General features: G+C 57.5%; 24 protein-coding genes and 1 pseudogene. 20 read left to right on the forward strand and 5 right to left on the reverse strand.

Translation table 11 applies throughout. The features are described 5' to 3' along the window. Window positions 1-24 precede the first annotated feature (24 nt). Complete coding sequence (locus AB4N92_RS18170) at window positions 25-1,482, reverse strand: gamma-aminobutyraldehyde dehydrogenase (protein ID WP_010212652.1); 1,458 nt, start codon at window positions 1,480-1,482, stop codon at window positions 25-27. A gap of 133 nt (window positions 1,483-1,615) precedes the next feature. Continuing rightward, on the reverse strand, window positions 1,616-2,527 hold the full coding sequence (locus tag AB4N92_RS18175; protein ID WP_010212651.1) for a LysR family transcriptional regulator: 912 nt from the start codon (window positions 2,525-2,527) through the stop codon (window positions 1,616-1,618). Between the two features lie 168 nt (window positions 2,528-2,695). On the opposite strand from AB4N92_RS18175, the gene AB4N92_RS18180 reads away from it, so the two are divergent. From AB4N92_RS18180 to AB4N92_RS18260, 17 genes are all read left to right on the forward strand, one after another. Further along, complete coding sequence (locus AB4N92_RS18180) at window positions 2,696-3,406, forward strand: tellurite resistance TerB family protein (protein WP_010212650.1); 711 nt, start codon at window positions 2,696-2,698, stop codon at window positions 3,404-3,406. Between the two features lie 147 nt (window positions 3,407-3,553). After that, window positions 3,554-5,176, forward strand: a complete 1,623-nt coding sequence (locus AB4N92_RS18185; protein WP_010212648.1) for a methyl-accepting chemotaxis protein — start codon at window positions 3,554-3,556, stop codon at window positions 5,174-5,176. Continuing rightward, entirely contained in the window at window positions 5,176-5,688 is a 513-nt protein-coding gene (locus AB4N92_RS18190; protein WP_010212647.1) for a chemotaxis protein CheW, read from the forward strand. Before AB4N92_RS18185 ends, AB4N92_RS18190 begins: the two co-directional genes overlap by 1 nt. Continuing rightward, on the forward strand, window positions 5,685-6,944 hold the full coding sequence (locus tag AB4N92_RS18195) for a CheR family methyltransferase (protein ID WP_021492449.1): 1,260 nt from the start codon (window positions 5,685-5,687) through the stop codon (window positions 6,942-6,944). The genes AB4N92_RS18190 and AB4N92_RS18195 overlap by 4 nt, the downstream gene beginning before the upstream one ends. Then, window positions 6,941-7,642: a chemotaxis protein CheW gene (locus AB4N92_RS18200; RefSeq protein WP_010212644.1), complete on the forward strand. Its 702-nt coding sequence runs from the start codon at window positions 6,941-6,943 to the stop codon at window positions 7,640-7,642. The genes AB4N92_RS18195 and AB4N92_RS18200 overlap by 4 nt, the downstream gene beginning before the upstream one ends. Next, on the forward strand, window positions 7,639-9,903 hold the full coding sequence (locus tag AB4N92_RS18205) for a hybrid sensor histidine kinase/response regulator (protein ID WP_010212643.1): 2,265 nt from the start codon (window positions 7,639-7,641) through the stop codon (window positions 9,901-9,903). Before AB4N92_RS18200 ends, AB4N92_RS18205 begins: the two co-directional genes overlap by 4 nt. Continuing rightward, window positions 9,900-10,910: a chemotaxis response regulator protein-glutamate methylesterase gene (gene cheB / locus AB4N92_RS18210; protein WP_010212641.1), complete on the forward strand. Its 1,011-nt coding sequence runs from the start codon at window positions 9,900-9,902 to the stop codon at window positions 10,908-10,910. The genes AB4N92_RS18205 and cheB overlap by 4 nt, the downstream gene beginning before the upstream one ends. Before the next feature lie 51 nt (window positions 10,911-10,961). Further along, on the forward strand, window positions 10,962-11,963 hold the full coding sequence (locus tag AB4N92_RS18215) for a response regulator (protein WP_010212639.1): 1,002 nt from the start codon (window positions 10,962-10,964) through the stop codon (window positions 11,961-11,963). Between the two features lie 239 nt (window positions 11,964-12,202). Then, a protein-coding gene (prfB, locus tag AB4N92_RS18220; protein ID WP_100215725.1) for a peptide chain release factor 2 occupies window positions 12,203-13,298 on the forward strand; the annotation gives its coding sequence in 2 pieces (ribosomal slippage) (window positions 12,203-12,274 and window positions 12,276-13,298; 1,095 coding nt in all). An 83-nt stretch (window positions 13,299-13,381) separates the two neighbouring features. Then, a complete protein-coding gene (gene lysS, locus AB4N92_RS18225) occupies window positions 13,382-14,881 on the forward strand; it encodes a lysine--tRNA ligase (RefSeq protein ID WP_010212634.1) in 1,500 nt (499 codons plus the stop codon). Window positions 14,882-14,987: 106 nt separating this feature from the next. Then, the gene (locus tag AB4N92_RS18230) at window positions 14,988-15,704 is read left to right on the forward strand and encodes a TetR/AcrR family transcriptional regulator (protein ID WP_016979842.1); all 717 of its coding nucleotides are present in this window, start codon (window positions 14,988-14,990) and stop codon (window positions 15,702-15,704) included. Window positions 15,705-15,852: 148 nt separating this feature from the next. Further along, window positions 15,853-16,401 carry a hypothetical protein gene (locus AB4N92_RS18235; protein WP_021492448.1) on the forward strand — a complete coding sequence of 183 codons (549 nt, stop codon included), beginning with the start codon at window positions 15,853-15,855 and terminating at the stop codon, window positions 16,399-16,401. 21 nt (window positions 16,402-16,422) lie between these two features. Beyond that, window positions 16,423-17,700: a flavohemoglobin expression-modulating QEGLA motif protein gene (locus tag AB4N92_RS18240; RefSeq protein WP_010212629.1), complete on the forward strand. Its 1,278-nt coding sequence runs from the start codon at window positions 16,423-16,425 to the stop codon at window positions 17,698-17,700. Window positions 17,701-17,856: 156 nt separating this feature from the next. Then, window positions 17,857-18,762: an alpha/beta hydrolase gene (locus AB4N92_RS18245; protein ID WP_198581405.1), complete on the forward strand. Its 906-nt coding sequence runs from the start codon at window positions 17,857-17,859 to the stop codon at window positions 18,760-18,762. Continuing rightward, window positions 18,759-19,085, forward strand: a complete 327-nt coding sequence (locus AB4N92_RS18250) for a hypothetical protein (RefSeq protein WP_010212625.1) — start codon at window positions 18,759-18,761, stop codon at window positions 19,083-19,085. The genes AB4N92_RS18245 and AB4N92_RS18250 overlap by 4 nt, the downstream gene beginning before the upstream one ends. A 168-nt stretch (window positions 19,086-19,253) precedes the next feature. Then, the gene (locus AB4N92_RS18255; protein WP_010212624.1) at window positions 19,254-19,598 is read left to right on the forward strand and encodes a hypothetical protein; all 345 of its coding nucleotides are present in this window, start codon (window positions 19,254-19,256) and stop codon (window positions 19,596-19,598) included. Window positions 19,599-19,783: 185 nt separating this feature from the next. After that, window positions 19,784-19,978: a hypothetical protein gene (locus AB4N92_RS18260; protein ID WP_021492447.1), complete on the forward strand. Its 195-nt coding sequence runs from the start codon at window positions 19,784-19,786 to the stop codon at window positions 19,976-19,978. 29 nt (window positions 19,979-20,007) lie between these two features. Here the strand turns inward: AB4N92_RS18260 and AB4N92_RS18265 are convergent, their stop codons facing one another. The 3 genes and pseudogenes from AB4N92_RS18265 to AB4N92_RS18275 form a co-directional block, all read right to left on the reverse strand. Next, entirely contained in the window at window positions 20,008-20,793 is a 786-nt protein-coding gene (locus AB4N92_RS18265; protein WP_236267190.1) for an OmpA family protein, read from the reverse strand. Between the two features lie 55 nt (window positions 20,794-20,848). Beyond that, the gene (locus AB4N92_RS18270) at window positions 20,849-21,274 is read right to left on the reverse strand and encodes a DUF4398 domain-containing protein (RefSeq protein WP_010212621.1); all 426 of its coding nucleotides are present in this window, start codon (window positions 21,272-21,274) and stop codon (window positions 20,849-20,851) included. A gap of 270 nt (window positions 21,275-21,544) precedes the next feature. Then, window positions 21,545-21,643, reverse strand: a pseudogene (locus AB4N92_RS18275) (pilin assembly protein); the annotation flags it as partial. A 179-nt stretch (window positions 21,644-21,822) separates the two neighbouring features. On the opposite strand from AB4N92_RS18275, the gene AB4N92_RS18280 reads away from it, so the two are divergent. From AB4N92_RS18280 to AB4N92_RS18290, 3 genes are read left to right on the forward strand one after another with little or no spacing between them, the layout of a single operon-like run. Next, window positions 21,823-23,478 (forward strand): hypothetical protein, encoded by a 1,656-nt coding sequence (locus AB4N92_RS18280; protein WP_236323570.1) that lies wholly within the window; start codon window positions 21,823-21,825, stop codon window positions 23,476-23,478. Next, window positions 23,471-24,478, forward strand: coding sequence for a hypothetical protein (locus AB4N92_RS18285; RefSeq protein ID WP_236039967.1), 1,008 nt, complete (start codon window positions 23,471-23,473; stop codon window positions 24,476-24,478). Before AB4N92_RS18280 ends, AB4N92_RS18285 begins: the two co-directional genes overlap by 8 nt. Next, complete coding sequence (locus AB4N92_RS18290; RefSeq protein ID WP_236298205.1) at window positions 24,465-26,261, forward strand: hypothetical protein; 1,797 nt, start codon at window positions 24,465-24,467, stop codon at window positions 26,259-26,261. The genes AB4N92_RS18285 and AB4N92_RS18290 overlap by 14 nt, the downstream gene beginning before the upstream one ends. Window position 26,262 lies beyond the last annotated feature (1 nt).

Raw genomic sequence — 26,262 nt, forward strand, 5'->3', positions numbered from 1 at the left:
GTAACGCAAAGCTTAATTGTTGTTTTAAAGATGCTGGCCGTGGCGCGCCATGATGTGGCGCACCACGCTGTAGTCCTGCAGCGAATCGCTGGACAGATCTTTCCCATACCCCGAGCGCTTCAAGCCGCCGTGGGGCATTTCGCTGACCAGCATGAAATGGCTGTTGATCCAGGTGCAGCCGTATTGCAGGCGCGCCGCCACCTGCATGGCCTTATCAAGGTTCTGGGTCCATACCGAGGACGCCAGGCCGTATTCGGAATCGTTGGCCCAGTCCACCGCCTGTTCCAGCTCATCGAAGCGCGTCACCGTGACCACCGGGCCGAACACTTCGCGCTGCACGATTTCGTCGTTCTGTTTACAGCCGGCGAGCAGGGTGGGCTGGTAATAGAAGCCCGCGCCGGAATGCACGGCGGCACCGGTGATGCGTTCGATATGCGGTTGGCCGAGGGCACGCTCGACAAAACTGGCGACCCGGTCGCGCTGGCGCGTGCTGATCAGCGGGCCGAGTTCATTGTCGGCATCACGTTTACCGGCAAAACGCAGGCTGCTGACCGCTGCGCCCAGCTCGGCTACCAGTTTGTCGTGGATACCGGCCTGGGCGTAGATGCGGCACGCGGCAGTGCAGTCCTGACCGGCGTTGTAATAGCCGTAGGCGCGTACCCCGTCGACCACGGCGTGCAGGTCGGCGTCGTTGCATACGATCACCGGGGCCTTGCCGCCCAGTTCCAGGTGCGTGCGTTTTAGGGTTTTTGAGGCGGCTTGCAGAATCTTCTGCCCGGTGACGATATCGCCGGTCAACGAAACCATGCGCACTTTGGGATGGCTGACCAAGTGACTGCCGACGCCTTCGCCGCCGCCACACAGAATGTTGATCACGCCGCGTGGCAACAGTTCTTTCAGGACCGGAGCCAGGGCCAGGATCGACAGCGGCGTGTGTTCCGATGGTTTGAACACCAACGTATTACCGGCGGCCAAGGCTGGGGCGATTTTCCACGCAGCCATCATCAGCGGGTAGTTCCACGGCGCAATGGATGCCACCACGCCAATCGGGTCGCGACGCACCATGCTGGTGTAGCCCGGCAGGTATTCACCGCTCAGTTGTCCGGTCTGGCAGCGCACGGCGCCGGCGAAGAAACGGAACACGTCGACGGTGGCGCTCAAGTCATCCTGGCGGGCCAGGTGCAACGGCTTGCCGCAGTTCAGGGACTCCAGGCGGGCCAGGTAGTCGGCTTGTTTTTCGATGGCGTCGGCAATGCCGAGCAGGATGTTCGAGCGTTGCTGCGGCGTGGTACGCGACCAACCGGCAAAGGCGCGGTGGGCGGCGAGGATCGCGGTTTCCACCTGCTCGGCGCTGGCTTCGGCGATTTGGGTAAGCACTTCACCGGTGGCCGGGTTGAGAATCGGCTCGGCAAAACCCTGGCCATGAACCAGTTCGCCGTCGATCAGCAACGCAGTGAGTAGCGGGGTGGGCGCGCCGGGCATTTTTCGCGATCTCTTTTCTTGTGTGGCCATGGGCGTTCTCTTACAAGGCGCCTGACCTTCTCTTATGGGATGAACAGAGACTAGAGGTCAGGCGCGAGGTCAACAAATACTAAATACTGAATGCAGCATTCGATTAAATAGATGGCTTGCGTGGGTGCGGCTGTTCGCGGGCGACGGTCAGGAACGGGTCCACCAGCGTCGGACGCGCGGTGCCACGGCGCCACGCCAGGCCGACATCAAGGGTCTGGCTGAGGTCGGCAATCGGCCGCGCTTCAATAATGTCGCCCTCAAGCGACCAGGGCCGGTAGGTCATGTCCGGCTGGATCGATACGCCCAGTCCGGCGGCCACCAGGCTGCGAACGGCCTCGGTAGAGGCGGTGCGCAAGGTCACGCGGGGTTGCAGGCCCGCACTCGTCCACATGCGCTGGGCGTTGTGGCCCATTTCGTCGACGTTCAGCTGAATCAGCGGCTCACGCGCCACATCGGCCAGGTTGATACTGTCGTGTTCCAGCAATGGATGTTGCGCCGGTAGCCACAAACGGTGGGGCGAATGGGTAAGGACTTCGGTCTGCAGGGCGTGGCGGTCTTCCAGGTTGGAGAGAATCAGCACGCCCACGTCGATTTCGCCGCTGACCAGCAAATGCTCGATATACGGGCGTTCATCCTCCATCACGCGGATTTCCACATTAGGATAGGCGCGCTGGAAGCGGGTCAGCAGGTCCGCGAGGTAATAGCCCGCCACCAGGCTGGTCACGCCGATGGTCAACTGTCCGGCGACTTGATCGGTGCTCTGTTGCAGGCTGCGCTTGGCGTTGTCGACGGTGGCCAGAATGAGGTGTGCCTGGCGCAGGAATTGATGGCCCTGGTGGGTCAGGGTCATGCCCTTGGCGTGACGGTTGAACAGGTTGACGCCGATTTCCTGCTCCAATTGCTGGATCGCCAGGGTCAGGGTGGACTGGGAAATAAACGCGGTCTGCGCGGCGGCAGAGATCGAGCCGGTCTCGGCCACTGCAATAAAGTGCCGGATTTGACGCAAGGTCATCATGCTGGAATTACCAGTGAGCTATTTTTATAGATGTGTTCGAGTGTATATCGATTTAAGCGAAGGGCGGCTGCGTTACATCTGGAAGCACTCTAGATCGGGGCTTTTTGGCACTTAGTTTTACGCTGGGAGCCTATTGGTCTTATGAACCCTAGTGTCTGGAGGCTACGAATGAATACCCGTGGATTGCTCGATCAGTTGCTCAAGTCCGGCCAGGACATGTTGCAAAACAAGGCTGGCGGCCAGCGTAAACAGGACGACAAAGGTGCGTTGGGCGGTTTGCTTGGCGGTGGTGGCCTGGGCAGCCTGCTCGGTGGTGCGGGCGGCGGCGCCCTGGCGGCCGGCGCGATGGGTCTGCTGCTGGGCAACAAGAAAGCCCGCAAGTTCGGCGGCAAGGCCCTGACCTACGGCGGCTTGGCGGCATTGGGCGTTATCGCCTACAAAGCCTACGGCAACTGGCAGGCCAGCCAGGCCAATGCGCCCCAAGGCGAACCGCAGACCATCGACCGCTTGCCACCGGCGCAGGTCGAGCAACACAGCCAGGGCATCCTCAAGGCGCTGGTCGCCGCCGCCAAGGCCGACGGCCATGTGGATGAGCGCGAGCGCGAACTGATCGAGGGCGAATTCACCAAGCTGGATAACGACCGCGAGTTGCACAGCTGGCTGCATGCCGAACTGAACAAGCCCCTGGACCCCGCCGACGTGGCGCGGGCCGCCGGCACGCCGGAAATGGCGGCCGAGATGTACATCGCCAGCGTGATGCTGGTGGACGAGGAAAACTTCATGGAGAAGGCCTACCTCGACGAGCTGGCACGCCAACTGAAACTGGAGCCAGGCTTGAAGCTGGAGCTGGAAAAACAGGTACGCCAAGCCACCCTCTGAGGCTGCCGCCTGACCACCAACACCCCGGTTGCCAGCATGGCCCGGGGTGTTTTTGCATTCTGTGAGCGCTACATCAAAACCCGTTGATAAATGAGGGCTTGCGCTCAGCTATACTCCCCCATTTGAATGGCCCTTCGAGGAATTACTGTGAAGAACTGGACCTTGCGCCAACGGATCTTGGCGAGCTTTGCGGTCATTATCGCGATCATGCTGCTGATGGTCGTGGTGTCCTACTCGCGGTTGCTGAAGATCGAAGCCAGCCAGGAAGCAGTCCGGGACGATGCGGTGCCGGGGGTCTACCTCAGTTCGATGATCCGCAGCGCCTGGGTCGACAGCTATTTGGAGACCATCGATATCATCGGCCTGCGCGACGAAAAAGACCTTACCAATTCGGATAAGTCGGACTACAAGTCCTTCGAGGCGCGTATTGCGCAGCAGATGGCCACCTATGAAAAAACCATTCATGGTCAGGCCGACCGAATGGAGTTCGATAACTTCAAGGCAGCGCATATCACCTACAACAAAGTGCTCGCGCAACTGCTGGAGCGTGTCGATGCCGGTGACCTGCCGGGTGCGCGTACGTTGCTGGAAGAGCAATTGACGCCGATCTGGGTCGAAGGGCGCATGAAGCTCAACGACATCATTACCGAAAACAAGAACGTCTCCGACCGCGCCACCGCGGCAATCGACGAGTCGGTGCTGTCGGCCAAGGTCAGCATGGCCGTGTCGTTGGTCATCGCCGTCCTCGCCGCCGGCCTGTGCGGCCTGCTGCTGATGCGCGCGATCATGGCGCCGATGCAGCGCATCGTCGACATCCTCGAAACCATGCGCGACGGCGACCTGAGCAAACGCTTGAGCCTGGAGCGCAAAGACGAGTTTGGCGCAGTGGAAACCGGCTTCAATGACATGATGACCGAGCTGACCGCCCTGGTCTCCCAGGCTCAGCGTTCGTCGGTGCAGGTCACCACCTCGGTGACCGAGATTGCCGCCACCTCCAAGCAGCAACAGGCCACCGCCACTGAAACCGCGGCCACCACCACCGAAATCGGCGCCACCTCCCGCGAGATCGCGGCCACGTCCAAGGACCTGGTACGCACCATGACCGAAGTGTCCACTGCCGCCGACCAGGCGTCGGTTGCCGCCGGTTCCGGCCAGCAAGGCCTGGCGCGCATGGAAGAAACCATGCACTCGGTCATGGGCGCCGCCGACCTGGTCAACGCCAAGCTGGCGATCCTCAATGAGAAGGCCGGCAACATCAACCAGGTGGTGGTGACTATCGTCAAGGTCGCCGACCAGACCAACCTGCTGTCGCTCAATGCCGCGATCGAGGCCGAGAAAGCCGGTGAATATGGGCGTGGCTTCGCCGTGGTGGCCACCGAAGTGCGTCGCTTGGCCGACCAGACGGCTGTCGCCACCTACGACATCGAACAAATGGTGCGCGAGATCCAGTCGGCGGTGTCCGCTGGCGTGATGGGCATGGACAAGTTCTCCGAGGAAGTGCGTCGCGGCATGTTCGAAGTGCAGCAAGTGGGCGAGCAGTTGTCGCAGATCATCCATCAGGTGCAGGCCCTGGCGCCGCGGGTGTTGATGGTCAATGAAGGTATGCAGGCCCAGGCTACGGGCGCCGAGCAGATCAACCACGCCCTGGTGCAACTGGGCGATGCCAGCAGCCAGACTGTCGAGTCCCTGCGTCAAGCCAGCTTTGCCATTGATGAGCTGAGCCAGGTCGCGGTCGGTCTGCGCAGCGGCGTGTCGCGTTTCAAAGTCTGATGAGCGACCTCGCGGCTAAAAGCGGCGCCGTCCCGGCAGCGAAGAAAGCGTTGTTTCTGGTGTTCCACATCGGCGACGAACGTTACGCCCTCAAGGCCACGGAAGTGGCCGAGGTGCTGCCGCGCCTGCCGCTCAAACCCATTGCCCATGCACCGGTATGGGTGGCGGGCATCTTTGCCCACCGCGGCACGCTGGTACCGGTCATTGACCTCAGCGCCCTGACGTTCGGCAAGCCGGCCCAGGCCCGCACCAGTACGCGCCTGGTGCTGGTCAATTACCAGCCGCAGCCTTGGGTTGAACCCCGCAGGTTGGGACTGATCCTGGAGCAAGCCACCGACACCCTGCGTTGCGACCTGGGGGAGTTCAAGCCCTACGGCCTGGACAACCGCGAGGCGCCGTACCTGGGGCTGGTGCGTGAAGATGCCTTGGGCTTGATGCAATGGATTGGCGTCAACGAACTGCTCACTGATGACGTGCGCGCCTTGCTGTTTTCTGCCGAGCTGAGCCTATGAGCAGCGATCCGCGTTTCTTTGCCTTCCTCAAAGAGCGCATCGGCCTGGATGTCGCGTCGGTCGGCGAAGCCATCATCCAGCGTGCGGTGCGCCAACGCAGCCAGGCCGTTAATGCGCAAACGACCGGTGAGTACTGGCAGCACCTGCAAAGCTCCGAGGATGAGCAACAGGCGCTGATCGAAGCGGTGATCGTTCCGGAAACCTGGTTTTTCCGTTATCCCGAATCGTTCGCGACCCTGGCCCGTCTGGCCAAGGCGCGACTTGCCGAGATCAAGCAGATGCGCGCCCTGCGCATCCTCAGCCTGCCATGCTCTACCGGTGAAGAACCGTATTCGATTGCCATGGCCTTGCTGGATGCTGGCCTGGCGCCGCACCAGTTCAAGGTGCTGGGCCTGGATGTCAGCCCGCTGTCGGTAGAGCGCGCGCGGCGCGGGGTGTATGGCAGAAATTCTTTCCGTGGTGGCGATATTGCCTTTCGCGACCGCCATTTCACCGAGTATGACGACGGTTACCACATTGCCGAGCGCGTGCGCGAGCAGGTGCGCCTGCAAGTGGGCAATCTGCTCGATCCTGGCCTGCTGGCGAATGAGGCGAGCTATGACTTCGTGTTCTGTCGCAACCTGCTGATCTACTTCGACCAACCGACCCAGAAGCAAGTGTTCGATGTGCTCAAGGGCCTGACGCACGTGGACGGCGTGCTGTTCATCGGCCCGGCCGAGGGCAGCCTGCTGGGGCGTCATGGCATGCGTTCGATTGGGGTGCCGCAGTCCTTTGCGTTCAGTCGGCATGCCGAGCCGGTCAAGCCGGAACCCGTGTTTGTGCCGATCGCCGCGCCCATCCCGCCACGCAGTGCGGCTCCGATTCCGACCAAGCCTCGGCCGTTCAGCACGGCCAGGGCCCAGGTGGTGCCGATCAAGGCGCCGCACACCGACGCGGGCGACCTGCTCGGTCGCATCGCCACCCTGGCCAATGAAGGCAAGAGTGCCGAAGCCCGTGCCGCGTGCGAACAGTATTTGAGCAATCACCCGCCGGCCGCCCAGGTGTTCTACTGGCTCGGGTTGCTCAGCGACGTGGCCGGCAGCGCCCTGGAAGCCCAGGGCTATTATCGAAAAGCCTTGTACCTGGAACCCCAGCACCCGCAGGCCTTGATGCACTTGGCGGCATTGCTCGAATCCCAGGGCGACAGTGCGGGAGCGCGCCGCTTGCAGGCGCGGGCCGCCCGTAGCGAGCGAGCTGACAGTGAGTCCAAACGATGAGTAACACCGACGCGCTCGACACCGGGGGCCTGGACCTGACCCTGGCCGACACCCAAGCCATCGATGACTGCTGGAACCGCATCGGCATCCATGGCGACAAATCCTGCCCGCTGCTGGCGGACCATATCCATTGCCGCAACTGCTCGGTGTACTCGGCGGCGGCCACGCGTTTGCTGGATCGCTACGCCTTGCAGCAGGACGCGCATCGCCCGCATGCCGCTGTCGAGTTGGGTGAAGACGTGGTCACCCGTTCGTTGCTGATATTCCGTCTCGGCGAAGAATGGCTGGGCATCGCCACGCGTTGCCTGGTGGAAGTGGCGCCGCTGCAACCGATCCATTCCCTGCCGCACCAACGCTCGCGCGCCTTGCTTGGCGTGGCCAACGTGCGCGGCGCGCTGGTGGCGTGCCTGTCGTTGGTGGAACTGTTGGGCCTGGACGTGACCAGCAACGGCGCCAGCGGTGGGCGCATCATGCCGCGCATGTTGATCATTGCGGCAGAGGATGGCCCGGTGGTGGTGCCAGTGGATGAAGTCGACGGTATCCACGCCATCGATGAGCGCACCTTGAAGGCGGCTTCGGCCTCCGGCCCTCAGGCCAGCGCACGCTACACCCAAGGCGTGTTGCAGTGGAAAGGCCGCAGCCTGCGTTGGCTGGACGAGGCGCAATTGTTGTCCGCCGTGACCCGGAGCCTCACATGACCCCCGACCAGATGCGCGATGCCTCGCTGCTGGAACTGTTCAGCCTGGAAGCCGACGCGCAGACCCAGGTACTGAGCGCGGGCCTGCTGGCCCTGGAGCGCAACCCCACCCAGGCCGACCAGCTCGAAGCCTGCATGCGCGCCGCCCACTCGCTCAAGGGCGCGGCGCGTATCGTCGGGGTAGACGCCGGGGTCAGCGTCTCCCATGTCATGGAAGATTGCCTGGTCAGTGCCCAGGAAAGCCGCCTGTACCTGCAACCTGAACATATTGACGCGTTGTTGCAAGGCACCGACCTGCTGATGCGCATCGCCACGCCCGGCAATAATGTGGGGCCGGCCGATATCGAAGCCTATGTGGCGTTGATGGAGCGCCTGTTGGACCCGTCCCAGGCGCCGGTCAAGGCGCCGCCGCCGGAGCCTGTGCCTGTCGTTGAAGCACTGCCGCCGGAGCCTGAGCCCGCGCCGCCGGTGGTCGCCGAGCCGCCGCGTCACAACAAACGCATGACCGAAGGCGGCGAGCGCGTGCTGCGTGTGACGGCCGAGCGCTTGAACAGTCTGCTGGATCTGTCGAGCAAATCCCTGGTGGAAACCCAGCGGCTCAAACCGTACCTGGCTAGCCTGCAGCGCCTCAAACGCATTCAAAGCCAGAGCGTAAGGGCCCTGGACACGCTGGACGGGCAACTCAAGACTGAGAATTTGAACCTCGAAGCTCAAGAGGCCCTGGCCGATACGCGTCGCCTGCTCAGCGAAGCCCAGGCCTTGTTGGCGGAAAAGACCGCCGAACTGGATGAATTCGGCTGGCAGGCCGGGCAGCGCGCCCAGGTGTTGTATGACACCGCGCTGGCCTGCCGCATGCGTCCGTTTGCCGATGTGCTGGCCGGTCAGGTGCGCATGGTGCGTGACCTGGGCCGCAGCCTCGGCAAGCAGGTACGCCTGGAGATCGAGGGTGACAAGACCCAGGTCGACCGTGACGTGCTGGAAAAACTTGAAGCGCCGCTCACGCATTTATTGCGCAATGCCGTCGACCACGGCATCGAAATGCCCGAACAACGCCTGCTCGCAGGCAAGCCGGCTGAAGGCCTGATCCGCCTGCGCGCGTCCCATCAGGCCGGTCTGCTGGTGCTGGAATTGAGCGATGACGGTAATGGCGTCGACCTGGAACGCCTGCGCGGCACCATCGTCGACCGGCATCTGTCGCCGCTGGAAACGGCCCAGCGCCTGAGCGAAGAAGAGTTGCTGACGTTCCTGTTCTTGCCGGGGTTCAGCCTGCGCGACAAGGTCACCGAGGTGTCCGGGCGCGGCGTCGGCCTGGATGCGGTGCAGCATATGGTCCGCCAGCTGCGCGGTGCGGTGGTGTTGGAGCAGACGGCAGGGCAGGGCAGTCGTTTCCACCTGGAAGTACCCTTGACCCTGTCGGTGGTGCGCAGTCTGGTGGTGGAAGTCGGCGAAGAAGCCTACGCGTTCCCACTGGCTCACATCGAGCGCATGTGCGACCTGGCGCCGGACGACATCGTGCAACTGGAAGGTCGCCAGCATTTCTGGCACGAGGGCCGGCATGTTGGCCTGGTTGCCGCCAGCCAGTTGTTGCAGCGCCCGACGGGGCAGAACCCGTCGGACACTTTGAAAGTCGTGGTGATCCGCGAGCGCGATGCTGTGTATGGGATTGCCGTGGAGCGCTTTATCGGCGAGCGTACCCTGGTGGTCTTGCCGCTGGATGATCGCCTGGGCAAGGTCCAGGATATTTCCGCCGGCGCGTTGCTGGATGACGGCTCGGTGGTGTTGATCGTCGACGTTGAAGACATGCTGCGTTCGGTGGATAAGCTGCTGAACACCGGCCGATTGGAACGGATTGCCCGGCGCAGCCAACAAAGCACCGAGGCTCCGCGTAAACGGGTGTTGGTGGTGGATGACTCACTGACCGTGCGCGAGCTGCAACGCAAATTGTTACTTAATCGTGGTTATGAAGTGGCCGTGGCGGTCGATGGCATGGACGGCTGGAACGCCTTGCGCTCCGAAGACTTTGACCTGTTGATCACTGATATTGATATGCCTCGTATGGACGGTATTGAATTGGTCACACTCTTGCGCCGTGACAGTCGCCTGCAATCGTTGCCGGTGATGGTGGTGTCCTACAAGGATCGCGAAGAAGACCGACGCCGTGGACTGGACGCCGGCGCCGACTATTATTTAGCCAAAGCCAGTTTTCATGATGACGCCCTGTTGGACGCCGTGATGGAACTGATCGGAGGCGCGCGGGCATGAGGATTGCGATCGTCAATGACATGCCCCTGGCGGTGGAGGCCTTGCGCCGCGCCTTGAGCTTCGAGCCCGCGCATCAAGTTGTCTGGGTGGCCGCCAATGGCCTGGAAGCGGTGCAGCGCTGCGCTGAACTGACGCCGGACCTGATCCTGATGGACCTGATCATGCCGGTGATGGACGGCGTGGAAGCCACCCGCCAGATCATGGCCCAGACCCCGTGCGCCATCCTTATCGTCACCGTCGACCGCCAGGCCAACGTGAGCCGAGTGTTCGAAGCCATGGGCCACGGCGCCCTCGACGTAGTGGACACCCCGACCTTGGGCGTGGGCAACCCCAAGGATGCGGCGGCGCCGCTGTTGCGCAAGATCCTCAACATCGGCTGGCTGATCGGTCAGCGCGGCAGCCGCGTGCGTGCGGAAGCTCTGGCCCCGCGCATCACCGGCAAACGCCAGAGCCTGGTGGCCATCGGGTCCTCTGCGGGCGGCCCGGCCGCCCTGGAAATCCTGCTCAAGGGCTTGCCCCGTGACTTTCCCGCGGCCATCGTGCTGGTGCAGCATGTCGACCAGGTGTTCGCTGCCGGCATGGCCGAGTGGCTGAGCAGCGCCTCCGGCTTGCCAGTGCGCCTGGCCCGCGAAGGTGAGCCACCGCAAAGCGGCGTGGTGCTGCTGGCCGGCACCAACCACCACATTCGTTTATTGAAGAACGGCACGCTAGCCTATACCGCAGAGCCGGTGAACGAGATTTACCGGCCTTCGATCGACGTGTTTTTCGAAAGCGTGGCCAGCCACTGGAATGGCGATGCCGTCGGCGTACTGTTGACCGGCATGGGGCGCGACGGGGCCCAGGGCCTCAAGTTACTGCGTGAACAAGGTTATTTGACCATCGCCCAGGATCAGCAAAGCTCGGCGGTGTATGGCATGCCCAAAGCGGCGGCGGCGATTGATGCTGCTGTTGAAATTCGCCCACTGGATAGAATTGCGCCCCGACTGCTGGAGGTATTCGCCAAATGAACACGACCTCCCGCAGCACCGGCTTGCCGGCAGTAATTCAGGTGACTGCACATGAATGATTTACAGATCGACGACATCAAGACCGACGAAAATGCTGCCATGGTGTTGCTGGTCGACGACCAGGCCATGATCGGCGAAGCCGTGCGGCGTGGCCTGGCTCATGAAGAAAACATCGACTTTCACTTCTGCGCCGACCCGCACCAGGCGATTGCCCAGGCGATCCGCATCAAACCGACCGTTATCCTGCAGGATCTGGTGATGCCCGGCCTCGACGGCCTGACCCTGGTGCGTGAATACCGCAATCACCCGGCCACGCAGAACATCCCGATCATCGTGCTTTCCACCAAGGAGGACCCGCTGATCAAGAGCGCGGCGTTCTCGGCGGGTGCCAACGACTACCTGGTCAAGCTGCCGGACAATATCGAACTGGTGGCGCGGATCCGCTATCACTCGCGCTCGTACATGACCTTGTTGCAACGGGATGCAGCCTATCGCGCGCTGCGGGTCAGCCAGCAACAGTTGCTGGACACTAACCTGGTGCTGCAGCGGTTGATGAACTCCGATGGTCTTACCGGGCTGTCCAACCGGCGTCATTTCGATGAATACCTGGAACTGGAATGGCGCCGTGCCATGCGTGACCAGACTCAACTGTCGCTGCTGATGATCGACGTGGACTTCTTCAAGACCTACAACGACAGCTTTGGGCATGTCGAAGGTGACGAGGCTTTGCGCAAGGTTGCCGCCGCCATCCGCGAAGCCAGCAGCCGCCCCTCGGATCTGCCGGCGCGCTACGGCGGTGAAGAGTTTGCTCTGGTGCTGCCGAATACCTCGCCGGGCGGTGCTCGGTTGGTAGCCGAAAAGCTGCGCATGGCGGTTGCCGCGCTGAAAATCCCGCATAACGCACCGACCGAGGGCTCAAGTCTGACCATCAGCATTGGGCTCTCGACCCTGACGCCGGTGCAGGGCACGGACTGTCGTCAATTGATCATGGCGGCGGATAAGGGGTTGTATACGGCCAAGCATAATGGGCGCAATCAGGTGGGGATCGAGTGACCTGAAGGCACTGGACATCTAAATGTGGGAGCGGGCTTGCTCGCGAATGCGCTGGGTCGGTTGATATATCCGTGACTGACCCGCCGCATTCGCAAGCAAGCCGGCTCCCACATTTGATCCGTATCGTTCTACGGATCGTGTACAAACCCCACGCCTTTTCGCCAAGCGGACTGCCGTTCCCCCCCATTTGCCGTTATACTCGCCGGCTTTCAAAAGTTCGCCAACGAGTGCTGCCCGCCATGGAAATCAACCCGATCCTTAACACCATCAAGGACCTGTCCGAGCGCTCCGAAACTATTCGGGGGTATCTTTGACTACGATCAAAAGCATGAGCGTCTGACCGAAGTCAATCGCGAGCTTGAAGATCCTGCTGTCTGGAACAAACCTGAATACGCCCAGGAACTGGGTCGCGAGCGCGCTGCGCTGGCGCAGATCGTCGACACCCTCGACGAACTGAACACCGGCCTGGCCGATTGCCGTGACCTGCTGGACATGGCCGTCGAAGAAAACGACGAAGGCGCAGTGGGCGATGTCGTCGCCGAGCTGGCCCGTCTCGAGGAAAACCTCGCCAAACTCGAATTCCGCCGCATGTTCAGCCACGAGATGGACCCGAACAACGCCTACCTCGACATCCAGGCCGGTTCCGGCGGCACCGAGGCCCAGGACTGGGCCAACATCCTGTTGCGCATGTACCTGCGCTGGGCGGACAAACGCGGTTTCGAAGCGACCATCATGGAACTGTCCGCCGGTGAAGTCGCCGGTATCAAGGGCGCGACCGTGCACATCAAGGGTGAATACGCCTTTGGCTGGTTGCGCACCGAGATTGGCGTGCACCGCCTGGTGCGCAAGAGTCCGTTCGACTCCGGCAACCGTCGTCACACTTCGTTCTCTGCGGTGTTCGTCTCCCCAGAGATCGACGACAAGGTCGAGATCGAAATCAACCCGGCCGACCTGCGCATCGACACCTACCGTTCCTCCGGTGCCGGTGGTCAGCACGTAAACACCACCGACTCGGCCGTACGTATTACCCACGTACCGACCAACACCGTGGTCAGCTGCCAGAACGAACGTTCCCAGCATGCCAACAAGGACACCGCCATGAAAATGCTGCGGGCCAAGTTGTACGAGCAGGAAATGCAGAAACGCAATGCCGCGTCCCAAGCGCTCGAAGACACCAAGTCGGATATCGGCTGGGGTCACCAGATCCGCTCTTATGTGCTCGATGCGTCGCGGATCAAGGATCTGCGCACTAACATCGAACGCAGTGACTGTGACAAGGTGCTCGACGGTGATATCGACGAATACCTGGAAGCCAGCCTGAAATCCGGCCTGTAACACCCTATGTGGGAGCGGGCTTGCCCGCGATCCCCAGGCCGCAGGCCTGGGGGCAACGAACCTGTGATGGAAAATTTAAAGACATGAGCGACCAACAACTCGACCAGGCCCTGCAACAGGAAGAAAACTCCCTGATCGCCCTGCGCAAGGAAAAGCTTGCTGCCGAGCGCGCCAAGGGCAATGCCTTCCCCAACGACTTCCGTCGCGAAAACTACTGCGATGCCTTGCAGAAACAGTACGCGGACAAGACCAAGGAAGAGCTGGCAGAGGCTGCGATCCCGGTCAAGGTGGCAGGTCGCATCATGCTCAACCGTGGCTCGTTCATGGTGATCCAGGACATGACCGGTCGCATCCAGGTCTACGTCAACCGCAAGACCTTGCCTGAAGAAACCCTGGCCTCGGTGAAAACCTGGGACATGGGCGACATCATCGCCGCCGAAGGCACCCTGGCCCGTTCCGGCAAGGGCGACCTGTACGTCGAGATGACCCACGTGCGCCTGCTGACCAAGTCGCTGCGCCCGCTGCCGGACAAGCATCACGGCCTGACCGACACCGAGCAGCGCTACCGCCAGCGCTACGTTGACCTGATCGTCAACGAAGAAGTGCGCCACACGTTCCGTGTGCGTTCGCAAGTGATCGCGCACATCCGTACCTTCCTGATGCAGCGCGACTTCCTGGAAGTGGAAACCCCGATGCTGCAAACCATCCCCGGTGGTGCCGCAGCCAAGCCGTTCGAAACTCACCACAACGCACTGGACATGGAAATGTTCCTGCGTATCGCGCCGGAGCTGTACCTCAAGCGCCTCGTTGTTGGCGGCTTCGAAAAAGTGTTCGAGATCAACCGCAACTTCCGTAACGAAGGCGTTTCGACGCGTCACAACCCAGAATTCACCATGTTGGAGTTCTACCAGGCCTACGCCGACTACGAAGACAACATGGACCTGACCGAAGAACTGTTCCGCGAGCTGGCGCAACTGGTCCTGGGCAGCACCGACGTACCGTATGGCGACAAGGTGTTCCATTTTGGCGAGCCGTTCGTGCGCCTGTCGGTATTCGACTCGATCCTCAAGTACAACCCTGAGCTGACCGCCGACGACCTGAACGACATCGACAAGGCCCGTGCGATCGCCAAGAAAGCCGGTGCCAAGGTGCTGGGCTTCGAGGGCCTGGGCAAACTGCAGGTGATGATTTTCGAAGAGCTGGTGGAGCACAAGCTGGAGCAGCCGCACTTCATTACCCAGTACCCGTTCGAAGTGTCGCCGCTGGCCCGTCGCAACGACGACAACCCGAACGTCACCGATCGTTTCGAACTGTTCATCGGTGGTCGCGAGATCGCCAACGCCTACTCCGAGCTTAACGACGCGGAAGACCAGGCCGAGCGTTTCATGGCCCAGGTGGCCGACAAGGACGCCGGCGACGACGAAGCCATGCACTACGACGCTGACTTCGTCCGCGCCCTGGAATACGGCATGCCGCCAACGGCCGGTGAAGGTATCGGCATCGACCGTCTGGTGATGCTGTTGACCAACTCGCCGTCGATCCGCGACGTGATTTTGTTCCCGCACATGCGGCCGCAAGCGTAACCGAAGCGAAATCCGAAGCCGCCTTTTATAAGGCGGCTTTTTTATGTGGCGTCAATAAGCGTCAAGCAAACAGCGCCAGGTTTTGATCTATTCAAGGATGTGAGTCGTGAACCGCGTAACCGCTCAAGAAGGCGCCGCCGGCATTGCCGCTGCCGTGGCTGAAAGCGTCCAGTACCAGGGCCGCAAGGCCAGCCGTCGGGGTAGCGAGCAACGCAGGCAAGACATTCTCGATGCAGCCATGCGCATCGTAGTGCGCGATGGCGTGCGCGCCGTGCGCCATCGCGCGGTGGCGGCGGAGGCGGGGGTGCCCTTGTCGGCCACCACCTACTATTTCAAGGACATCGACGATCTGCTCACCGACACCTTCGCCCAATACGTCGAGCGCAGTGCAGCGTTCATGGGCAAACTGTGGGTGCGTAACGAAGGCCTTTTGCGCGAGATGGTCGCCTATGGCGATGGCAGCCCGCAGTCACGCTCGCAACTGGCCGATGACATTGCGCGGCTGACCGCCGATTACGTCTTGCGGCAACTGACCAACCGTCGTGAACACCTGATGGCCGAGCAGGCGTTCCGTCAGGAAGCCTTGCTCAACCCGCGCCTGGCCGAGTTGGTGCGTTCCCACCAGCAGATTCTGTTGCAAGGCACCGGGCAGTTTTTCCAGGTGTTGGGCTCCCGCGAGCCACAACAGGATGCCAAAGTGTTGACGGCGATAATCAGTCGGATGGAATATCAGGGCCTGCTGGGCGGCGCAGAGCCTCTGACCGGTGAAGAAATGCTCGAGATCCTCAAGCGTTACATGCATTTGGTCTTGGCCTCGGTGTAGTCATTTACGGGACGTGCTTTATGTGGGAGCGGGTTTGCTCGCGAATGCGCAGTGTCAGTCGATACACATTTGGCTGAGCCACCGCTTTTTTCGCGAGCAAGCCCGCTCCCACACAAAACGGTTCCCCCATACCCCCGTGGAGTACTCGATGAAAGCCTGGCGAATCGCGGTAATTGCCTTGTCATTCCTGCTGCTCAGCGGCTGCCTGGTGACCTTCAAGGACCCGATGCCGGCCCGTGAAGCCGCACCCGCGGGCTTGCTGGGGAAATGGTCGAGCAAAAACGCCTGGGGCGAGCCGCTCAACCTGCGAATCACGCGCGTCGGTGAACACCGTTATAAAGCCGTGAGCTACCCTACAGCCAAGCCGAACCAGCGTGATGAGTACTTGTTTACTGTGTCCCGGCATGGCAACCGCTGGTACTTGTCGGCGCCGCTGCCGGCCAAGCTCGGCGGGCATTTCATCCTTGCGGGCTTCGAAATCAACGAAAAGCATGAATTGGTGGTCTACAACCTCGACCTGGAGCAGATCCATCAAGCCATAGGCCAAAAGGCGTTACAGGGCAGCACGGTGGAAACCGTCGAAGGGCCCGGGGTGCTGGTCGACGGCCCGCTGGACCAGGTGTTTGCCTACCTGGATGACCCGGCCAACGCCGATGTATTCGTGGAAGCCGTGCGCTACCAGCGTGCGGGCAAATAACGTTTAAAGAGGAAGCACCGGGTGGACGATTACCAGCAGACGATACGCACCTTGTCTGATCGCATTGTGCTGGCGCAAACACCGATTCGCGTCCTCGACGCCGTGAAGTGGGACGAGAACATTCGCCAGGGGTTCCTCAAGGCCAAGGGCAAGGAAATGCCGGCGGTCAGCCGCGACTACTACCTCAACCGGCCGCTGTCGTTCGATTCCAGCGCGGTGAAGCTGGAGTTCCAGAACATCGAGCGCGACATCACCCGTCGTCTCGGCCAGTTCAGTCCGGTGGGGCAGATCATGCGCCGCATGTGCAAGGAATACCGCATGGTGGTGCGCATGCTCGAAGCACGCGGCACCGAGGATTTCGGCCTGATTTCACAAGAGCTTTATGGCGCTGCTTCCGATGCGTTCCACGCGGGTGACCCGACCCTGGCCGATCTGGGCCTGATGCTTTCGGACTATCTGAACAACATCGATGGCCGTGGGGACTTGAAGGATGAGGCCAAGACCCTCACCGCCAAGGACGCCGTGGCCCTGCTGCAAACCCGCCTGAACAAGGTGTTCGGCGAGGCCGAAGAGACTATTCGCGTGTTTGAGTCCGACGGTATCGTCGCCGACGCGGCGGCGGGTGCGGACTACATCAAGATCCGCGCCGATGCGATGTTCAACGACCGCGACGTACGCGCCCTGGAAGTGCATGAAGGCCTGGTGCACGTGGGCACCACGTTGAATGGCCAGAACCAGCCGATCTGCACGTTCCTGTCCAAAGGCCCGCCGTCGTCTACCGTGACCCAGGAGGGCCTGGCGATCCTGATGGAAATCATCACCTTCGCCTCCTACCCGAGCCGTCTGCGCAAGCTGACCAACCGCACCCGCGCTATCCACATGGTGGAAGAGGGGGCCGACTTCCTGCAGGTGTTCGAGTTCTTCCGCGAGCAAGGCTTTGAGATGGCCGAAAGTTACGGCAACGCCAGTCGGGTTTTCCGAGGTTCAGTGCCGACTGGTCTGCCGTTTACCAAGGACCTGTCCTACCTCAAGGGCTTCATCATGGTCTACAACTACATCCAGCTCGCCGTGCGCAAAGGCAAGCTGGAACAAGTGCCGCTGCTGTTCTGCGGCAAGACCACCCTGGAAGACATGCGTACCCTGCGCCAACTGGTGGACGAAGGCCTGGTGGTGCCGCCCAAGTACCTGCCAGAGCAGTTCCGCGACATGAACGCACTGGCGGCGTGGATGTGCTTCTCCAACTTCCTCAACCATTTGAGCCTGGATCGGATCGAGGCGGATTACTCGAATATCCTTTGACGAAACCGGATCGACTGGTGGGAGCGGGCTTGCTCGCGAAAGCGGAACATCAGATATACATAAGTTGACTGACACACGGCTTTCGCGAGCAAGCCCGCTCCCACCTTTGAATCGCTGAAAGATTTAAAATTTCGAATAATAGCGAGGCTTCAACGGATGAGAATCCTCGGCATTTTGTGCCTGCTACTCACATTGAACGGCTGCAGCTCATTGCTGTTCTACCCCGAACCCGGCCTGCCGTTCACGCCGGAAAAAGCACACCTGCAGTACCGTGATGTCACCTTGACCAGCGCCGACGGCGTGAAGCTCCACGCCTGGTGGTTGCCGGCCAAGCCCGGTGTGCCGCTCAAGGGCACGGTGCTGCATTTGCATGGTAACGGCGGCAACCTGGCCTGGCATCTGGGCGGCAGTTGGTGGCTGCCAGAGCAGGGTTACCAAGTGCTGCTACTGGACTATCGAGGCTACGGCTTGTCGGAAGGCAAACCCTCGCTGCCAGCGATCTACCAGGATGTGGATGCGGCCTTCAGCTGGATCGACAAGGCGCCTGAAACCCAGGGCCAGCCGCTGATCGTCCTCGGTCAAAGCCTGGGCGGGGCGCTGGCGGTGCACTACTTGGCCGCTCACCCGGAGCGCCAATCCCAGCTCAAAGCCCTGGTGCTGGACGGCGTGCCTGCCAGTTATCGTGACGTAGGACAATTCGCCCTGAGCACGTCCTGGTTAACATGGCCATTGCAGGTGCCCCTGTCCTGGCTGGTGCCGGATGCCGACAGTGCAATCCATACCATGCCCCGGCTCACCGGCGTGCCCAAGCTGTTGTTTCATAGCCTGGATGACCCGATCGTGCCGGTGGCAAATGGCATCCGCCTGTACCAGGCCGCACCGCCGCCACGGGTGTTGCAGTTGACTCGGGGCGGGCATGTGCAGACCTTCGCCGACAAGACCTGGCAAACCGTGATGCTGCGCTACCTGGATGACCCGCAACACTTCAACGGCCTGCGCCGCCTGGGCGAAATTCCGAACTACCCCATTCCTAAAGTTGATTCATCAGAGAGCCCGCAATGAGCGAAGAACGCAACATGATCCCGCTGATCCTCACCGGCATCGGCACCATCATCGGCACCGTCGGTTGCCTGTGGTTCTACGGTTACCTGCACTTCGCCAAGCCGGAAGACGCCCTGCTGCTCAGCGATTTCACCATGCTCAAAACGGTGCCAGGCGAGGACTATAAGATCTCCCTGACCCCGGCCGCGCAAGTGGCGCAGTGCGTGGATGGCGTGCTGGTGATGTTCGACACCGAGCAGAAAGGCCTCAGCGGTGTGCTGGTGAACAACAAGAAGCAGGCCGTGCGTTGCATGGGGCAGGAAACCCCGCAATTACAGGAGTGAACGCTGTTTTTCCCGCTGTGGGAAAGCTCCGTTTTGAGTACCGATTAATGATTTAACGCATGCCAGGCGCTCGGCCGACCGGAACCGGCCGGGTGCGCTCACCACAGATCATGGACTGATTGGCTTTGCTGATCGGTCCATTTTTTCATTAGTCTGGAGTGAGCCTATATGGCGGGTATAAACGGAGTATCGGGTGTAGGAAACATGGGCAATGGTGGGAATGTCGGCGGGGGTGCCTCATCAGGCCAAGGCCTCGATCAGCAGATCCAGGACGTCCAAAGTAAAATCAAAGATATGCAGTCACAAGGTGCTAAAGGTGGTCAGGGTAGCCAGGGCGGAGGTGAGCTCGACGAACTGATGAAACTACTGGAAAAGCTGCTTAAGCAAAAAAATGATCAAGGCGCACAGGGCGCGCAAGGTGATCAAGGCGCCCAAGATGGTCAAGGTAGCGGCCAGGGACAGGGCCAGATCCAAATGCCGGAGACCCAGGGCACCGGTAAGGTCGGTGGTTGAACGGCACCTCTCAAAAACCGCCCTTTCGGGGCGGTTTTTTCGTGCTGATCAGCTATTCAGCCTGTAGCGACGTGGGGGGCGTAATGCAGGCTGCCGCATGTCATGCAACTGAAATGGAAATGTCTGGAACCGCTTCGACTTAAATGCCACATAAAATGCTGAAACCTACCTAGATTGGGTCGAGGATGAAAATACACATTCCTGTGTTGGAAAACATGTTGGCCATGGCAAGGCAGCATGTAGCGCTGGAACAGGAAGCCGCTCGCAAGTACAAGCGCGATCAACGGGTGGATGAGCAGGCGGGCGCGAAGATTGAAATGCCAGCCGAGGACACGAATCGCACTATTCAGTTTGATGAGCCAAAAAAAAACCCACCGTGAGGTGGGTTTTTTTAACCAATGCCAATCAATCAGTTAGCAACGGAAGACCGTGGCTTGACCGGCTGGTTGTCGTTGGAGATAGTCACTTCAACGCGACGGTTCATGGCTCGGCCCGACACGCTGCCGTTGTCGGCAACCGGGTATTCCTTGCCGTAGCCCTGGGTCACGATGCGCGAGATATCCACGCCTTGTTGAGCCAGTGCGCGTTGTACCGAAGCCGCACGACGCTCGGACAGGCTCTGGTTGTACGAATCGGAACCGGTGCTGTCGGTGTAGCCTTCGACGATCACTTTGCGATCCGGGTTGTCGCGCAGGAACTGAGCCAGTTTGGTGATGTTCACCAGGCCGCTGGATTTCAGGTCAGATTTGTTGGTGGCGAACAGCACGTCACCGAAGGTCACCAGCGTACCGCGATCGGTCTGCTTGGCGTTCAGGCTGTCCTGCAGTTGCTTGATCTGCGCATCGCGGGCATCCAGCAAGGCGCGGGCACGCTCGTCGCCAGCGTTTTTCAGCTTGGCTTCGGATTCACGCAGCACGATGGTGTTTTTGGCCACTTCAACGCGCTGGTTGGTCAGGTAAGCCAGTTGGTCGACTTTCTTCTCGTCTTCCTTGTCGCGGTAGGCCTTGTCAGCCTTGTCCAGCCATTCGCTGGCGTCCTTGGTTTCCAGGGCCGCGAGCTTAGTGGCTTGCGGGTTGGTCTGCAGGGACGAGAAGTTGGTCCGTGCATTTTCCAGGTTCGCGTTTGGCGGGGTGGAGCAGGCCGCCAGTGCAACGCTCATCGCCAGCAGGGCAGGGATCATCAATTGTTTACGCATAGTCGTGTCGTCCTTTCAATTCGATATCAGGTGCGATTTGGTCACAGGAAGCGTCTTACTTCTGCTGGATAGCAGCCGGACGCATGCCTTCCTTACGCAACTCATCAACAGCCTTCTGGGAATCCTTCACAGCCTGTTCAGCCTTGGCGGCTTGAGCCTTGCGTTCTGCGACGCGAGCGTCCCACTCGGCTTGTTCAGCCAACTGGCGAGCTTTGTCGTAGTTCTTGTCGTGCATGGCAATTTCGGCTTCTTTGAGCTTGTCCTGGGCCGACTTCATTTCCACAGCCGCGTACTCAGTGCCGCCAGCGCTGACGGCGCTGTTCACGGCGGACTGGGTGACCGCGTACTGCTCGGTCGGAGGGTTGCCGGCGCAGCCCGCCAGGACGAAGCTGGTGCCGATTGCCAGCGCGGCCAATTTAAGCCCGCGCAGGTGGTTAAACGAGGATTTGGCAGTGCTGGTCTTCATCGTCTTCAACTCCATTGGATAACTCCTGAAAAACATTAAAATCCATGTCACTGGTCTGCGGCGGCGGGGCTGGCACTGGTGCACAAATTGCCCTTTAAAACGACCGTTCCAAGTGATGGCTTACTGGCTGTGACCGGAGGCTTTTTTCAAAAGTTCAGAGAAGATGGCGATTTGCCTAAAAAAATATCTGACTGATTGGTCAGCATAAAAAATTGGAACTTCTGCGTTGCGCAGTGGTACGCCGGGCCCGTCAGGAGCCCGGAATACAGGGGGTTGGTAAGGGTGTCAGTGTTTCTGTTCGTCAGTGCTCGCCGACAAATCATGCAGATAGCGGCGAGACAGCGTCAGAAAGCGTGGGGTAGGGCCGACGTCCTCGGATATAGGTTATACAAAGGAAAATTTCGTGGCCGAGGTTGTCCCTCACAATCCAGCTCAGTCCAAATCGGTCGAGGGTGGTGGTCGTATCCGGGCGGCAATCCCAGCACCATTACTTGGTGTGCTTGAGCGTTCGATGTTAAAACGCCTGTACAGGATTCCGCTCATACGATAGCGAGTTATGAACGATGGCACCACGGAAGAACAGAGCACCAAAGGTTGTTGAAGAAGGAATCAGCGTAAGCACCCGCGACGACTTTTCTGATGTGACTAAGATTGAGCTGCTTGTGAGAGCGGCGAACCTCTGTTCGCGTTGCCATGTCTTCACGATTGGCTCCACAGATGCTGGTGACAGGAAAAATAGCATTGGTGTCGCTGCACACATTTGTGCGGCTGCGAGTGGGCCGGGTGCCAAGCGATATGACCCAAACCAAACGAAAGCTCAGAGAAGACATTTCGATAATGGTATCTGGATGTGCTACTCGTGCTCCAAGCTCATCGACAACGAAGAGACGTTTCACACAGTCGCTCATTTGAAAGAAATGAAGGCCCGTCATCAGGTCTACGTGTCTAGGCTGGTCGGTGTAGTGCCTATGGCACCATTTGAAGCCAAAGCTGAAATTCGTGCGGGGATTCTTGAAGCAACCCACTTCCTGATTACGAAGGCAGGTAGTCCAGCAAATTTCGATGTCTCGGCAGTCGTAGAAGGCTATGAAGAATCAATAAATAGTATCGATCCAAACTTTAAGGTTGTCGTCACTGCCACAAGCGGTTCTGTCGTGCATCAGTTGGTTCCGGTCGCTGACCCTGCACCAGCAATTCAGATAGTTTTTAATGATGATGAGGCCAATGCTTCTGCTGATCAGGCATGGCAAGTCATGACTGAAGTGGGGGAGCCTATTCACATACCTACAAAGGATTTCAAATTCGTAGGATCTAAACTATTTGAACACCTTAATGAAGTGATTGTTGGGGGAACGCTGACGCTCACTCCCAGTAAACGACGACTAGAAACGTGTATCTATTTTGTCAGTGATGATGCGGAATTCGAGCTTGCTGCTACTGAATCATTCATGGGGAAGGGTTCAAAACAATTTGATATTGAAGGTGCTGCTTTAGACGGATTCTTGACTTATCGGTATTTCATTCATGACCGCTACAAGGTAGACGCAACCTATACGTTCGACGTTGCTGGTTGGTTAGGGCAGCCGTTCAATAGTTTAAGGCATTATCACCGTATCAAACGAGCCTATGACTTCGTTGTAAAATATCCAAAGTCTAGGATTTCAGTTGAAATAGTCCTTGACGGTGAACCAATGCGTCTTTGGGATGGGACGTATGGTGACTACACTGAGATTTTTGCTCGATTGAAAAAAATAGTAGAGGTTGCTGAGTGCTCTAGAATTATTGCCTCGAAAATCCCTGAACAGCTCAGATTGAAAAACTTAGACTTGACGCTGCAGGATGAACGATATATCGAACTCTACGCCCAGCTTTTCAAAGGTGATGTAATTCGCAAGCTCGACTACGGGGAGAGTATATTCACAGCCCGTATTGATGATACAGAAAGCAGGGCAATCAAAATTTTCTGTTCGGAAGAACAGACTGAAGTTACGATTGCTAAATCTCCTATAATAGATTTCTTTGGAAATACCATTAGATTGCCTAGGATGTCGAAAAAAGTATCAAGTTTCGATTTGGTTTTCTTCTCAAGTATTAGAGAAGACGACCGCCAATCTCTGTGGTGTATTGGAAGAGCAAATCATTCTAGTGATTCGGTAATTTCCATTGCTCCCGATGAAATTCCGCTGCTTTGCAGTGATGAGGACGTTATACATGGATGAGCTTATGCTGATGGATCGGAGTCGGGTTCTTCATGAAGCACTTGAACAGAGCGGGTGGGAGAATCCCGAAGAAGTCATTCAGCGTGTGAAGCGTCTCGACCTAGGGCTACCGGCTGAGGATGAATTCGCCGTTATCTGTAGCTGGCTTGGGAAGTGTTCGCTTGTCCATAAATTGGATCAACAGCAAATTCCAAAATCTTCCCGAGAAACCTATCAGGTTCCCGATTTGCTGGCCGTTTTCAACACGGATAATAATCAATACAAAGTTTTGATTGAAGTAAAAACTAAGCAGGACAAAAACCTAACTCTCAGAGCGAGAGATAGGGAAAAACTAATAAAGTACGGTGAGTTACTGGATATACCAATATTGTTTGCGTGGAAGCATCACAGCATTTGGACGCTTTTCGATATTTCTCTATTTGAGAGATTTAATAAAAACTATCGAGTCAACTTCTTTTCAGCTTTGTCGAATAGCTTGATGAGTTTGCTAGCGGGTGACATGCATTACCAACTAGGTGACGGTGTGGGGCTGCACCTGAAATTCAGGAAAGATGAAATTCATGAAAGCGATGGCGATACAGAAACTTGGAAAACTAGGATAGAAGATATTTATTTGCAGGACTACAATGGTGACAAAAATTACACGTTCTCACCTAGGACTCTTTCAATATTAAATACCTGTGAGCTAGATGAGAATACTGAGGTTGACGATGAAACTATTATGCAAAGTTTTACTGTGCGTTCCGAGGTTGGGAATGTCGCACATAGAGCAATAGAAACTTTGTTGAAGCTAAAAAAGTCTGATGCCGAAAATAATATACATTGGCGATCTTTGCTCGTTGATGAATCGCCCCTTCATTCCATTTCTAATTTTCAAAATGCGTTGGACGAAGCTCTTAGTCAGAAACTTGTTAAATACATTATTATTCAACAGCCACAAAAATATCCTTTATTCATTAAGGATGATGACAAGACCGGGGTAACTGATGTCAGTAAGTAAAGTTAAGGCGGCTCTGGTCGATTTCGTTAAAGGCGAAAAAGATAGAGCTATCGTTCTCAAAGGAGATTGGGGGACCGGCAAGACACATCTCTGGAAACAGGTTGTGCTTCAAAGCCGTGACTCGTTTCATAAACGTAATTATTCTTACGTTTCTCTTTTTGGTCTGAACAGCCTGAAGGACTTGAAGAAATCAATCTACGAAAACAAAGTTTACCGGGAACGTGCCCATATCGCTTCTGATGAAAGCTCGTTTGAAGAAAACCTTAAAGATATTTCAGGTCGATTTGCAGGATGGATGCGTAAAGGCTCATCGTTGTTCAATGATGTATCAGCATTGGGCGTTAAAGGTATTGGGCCTATGGTTGAAAGCCTTCAATTTATTCGTGTGACTGACACGCTTATCTGTCTAGACGATTTTGAGCGGAAAGGGTCAGGGCTGCATGATAGGGAGGTGCTTGGTTTAATCTCGCTTCTGGTGGAAAGCAAAAACTGCCGCGTCGTGATGCTGCTCAATGACGGCACCTTAAAATCCGGTGATGATTTCTTCTCTTATCATGAGAAAGTATTTGACTATGAAGTGACCTTCAATCCTTCAATAGATGAGTCGGTTAAACTTGTTTTTGGTTCTGGAAGTTTCTTTCACAGCACTCTGGCTGAAAATGTTACGAAGCTCGAAATCAACAATATAAGGTTGCTGAAAAAAATTGACTTTTTCGTAGGGTTGATTGAGAAAACATTGCAGGGGTGCAACGAGCACATAATTGAGAAGGCATTGCTTGTTCTGCCATTGGCTATTTTAGCTAAATATGGTGGTGACGCTTCAAAGGTCGATCTAGACTTTATCATTGCTCATGGTCAGTTCCGGCGTACTTCTTTACCCGATTCTGATTCTACAAATGAAGATGATGAGGCTATAAGAATAGAAGCCGAAAAAACTACGTTTCTTCAAGAGTATGGTTTCATAAGATGCAGTGAATTTGATTTGGCTATCATAAATCTTGTGAAAAAAGGCTACGCTGACGAAGATTTGATAAAGAAGGTTGTAGAGGAAATTGAGCAGGAAATTCGACACAATAAGGACGTGGCTCTGCTTCGTGATGCTTGGAAGATTTATAATTCATCATTTCAGGATAACGAGTCTGAGGTTCTCATAGCATTTGAAAACGCCATTAAGGTAGGTCTTGACAAGTTCTCCTTAGAAGACCTTGATTCGGTTGCTTTTCTATATTATGGCCTTGGTCGGGATGCTGAAATACAGCCAGTGATTGATAAATTCTTTTCTGAGGTTTATCCAAGGCATGGTGTTACTGATATAGACGATATCATTCAATGGCCTTCTAATTCCTATGTCAGACAGTCTTTAGAAGATTTCTTTGATGGCTTGGTGTTCAAAGGTAGCTTTTCTGAGTTTATGCAGGCTGCATTTGAAAACCCTAATAATAGCTATGAGATTATCAAGGGGCTTGCTAGCAAAGATGGTAATGACTTCTATAATTATTTTTCATCCTTGAATGATCACGCTTTTAGTTTTCATGCTCGATTGTTACTCAAACTCGGTAATACTTCTTTCTCTAATCAAGATGATGCTTTGATATACAGAGATATTTTCATTAAAACATTTGAGGCTTTGAAAGAGCTTTCGGAAACGACTGCCCTGAATAAGCTACGAATGAGTAAATTCATGTCTTATGAACCATTGTATCTAAGAGAATTGAAAAAAATTCAGAAGGAAAAGAAGGAAGCTGCCGAAGCCGAAGCCGAAGCCGCCCAAAATCCAGATTGAT

This window comes from Pseudomonas sp. S3_A09 (assembly GCF_054668065.1).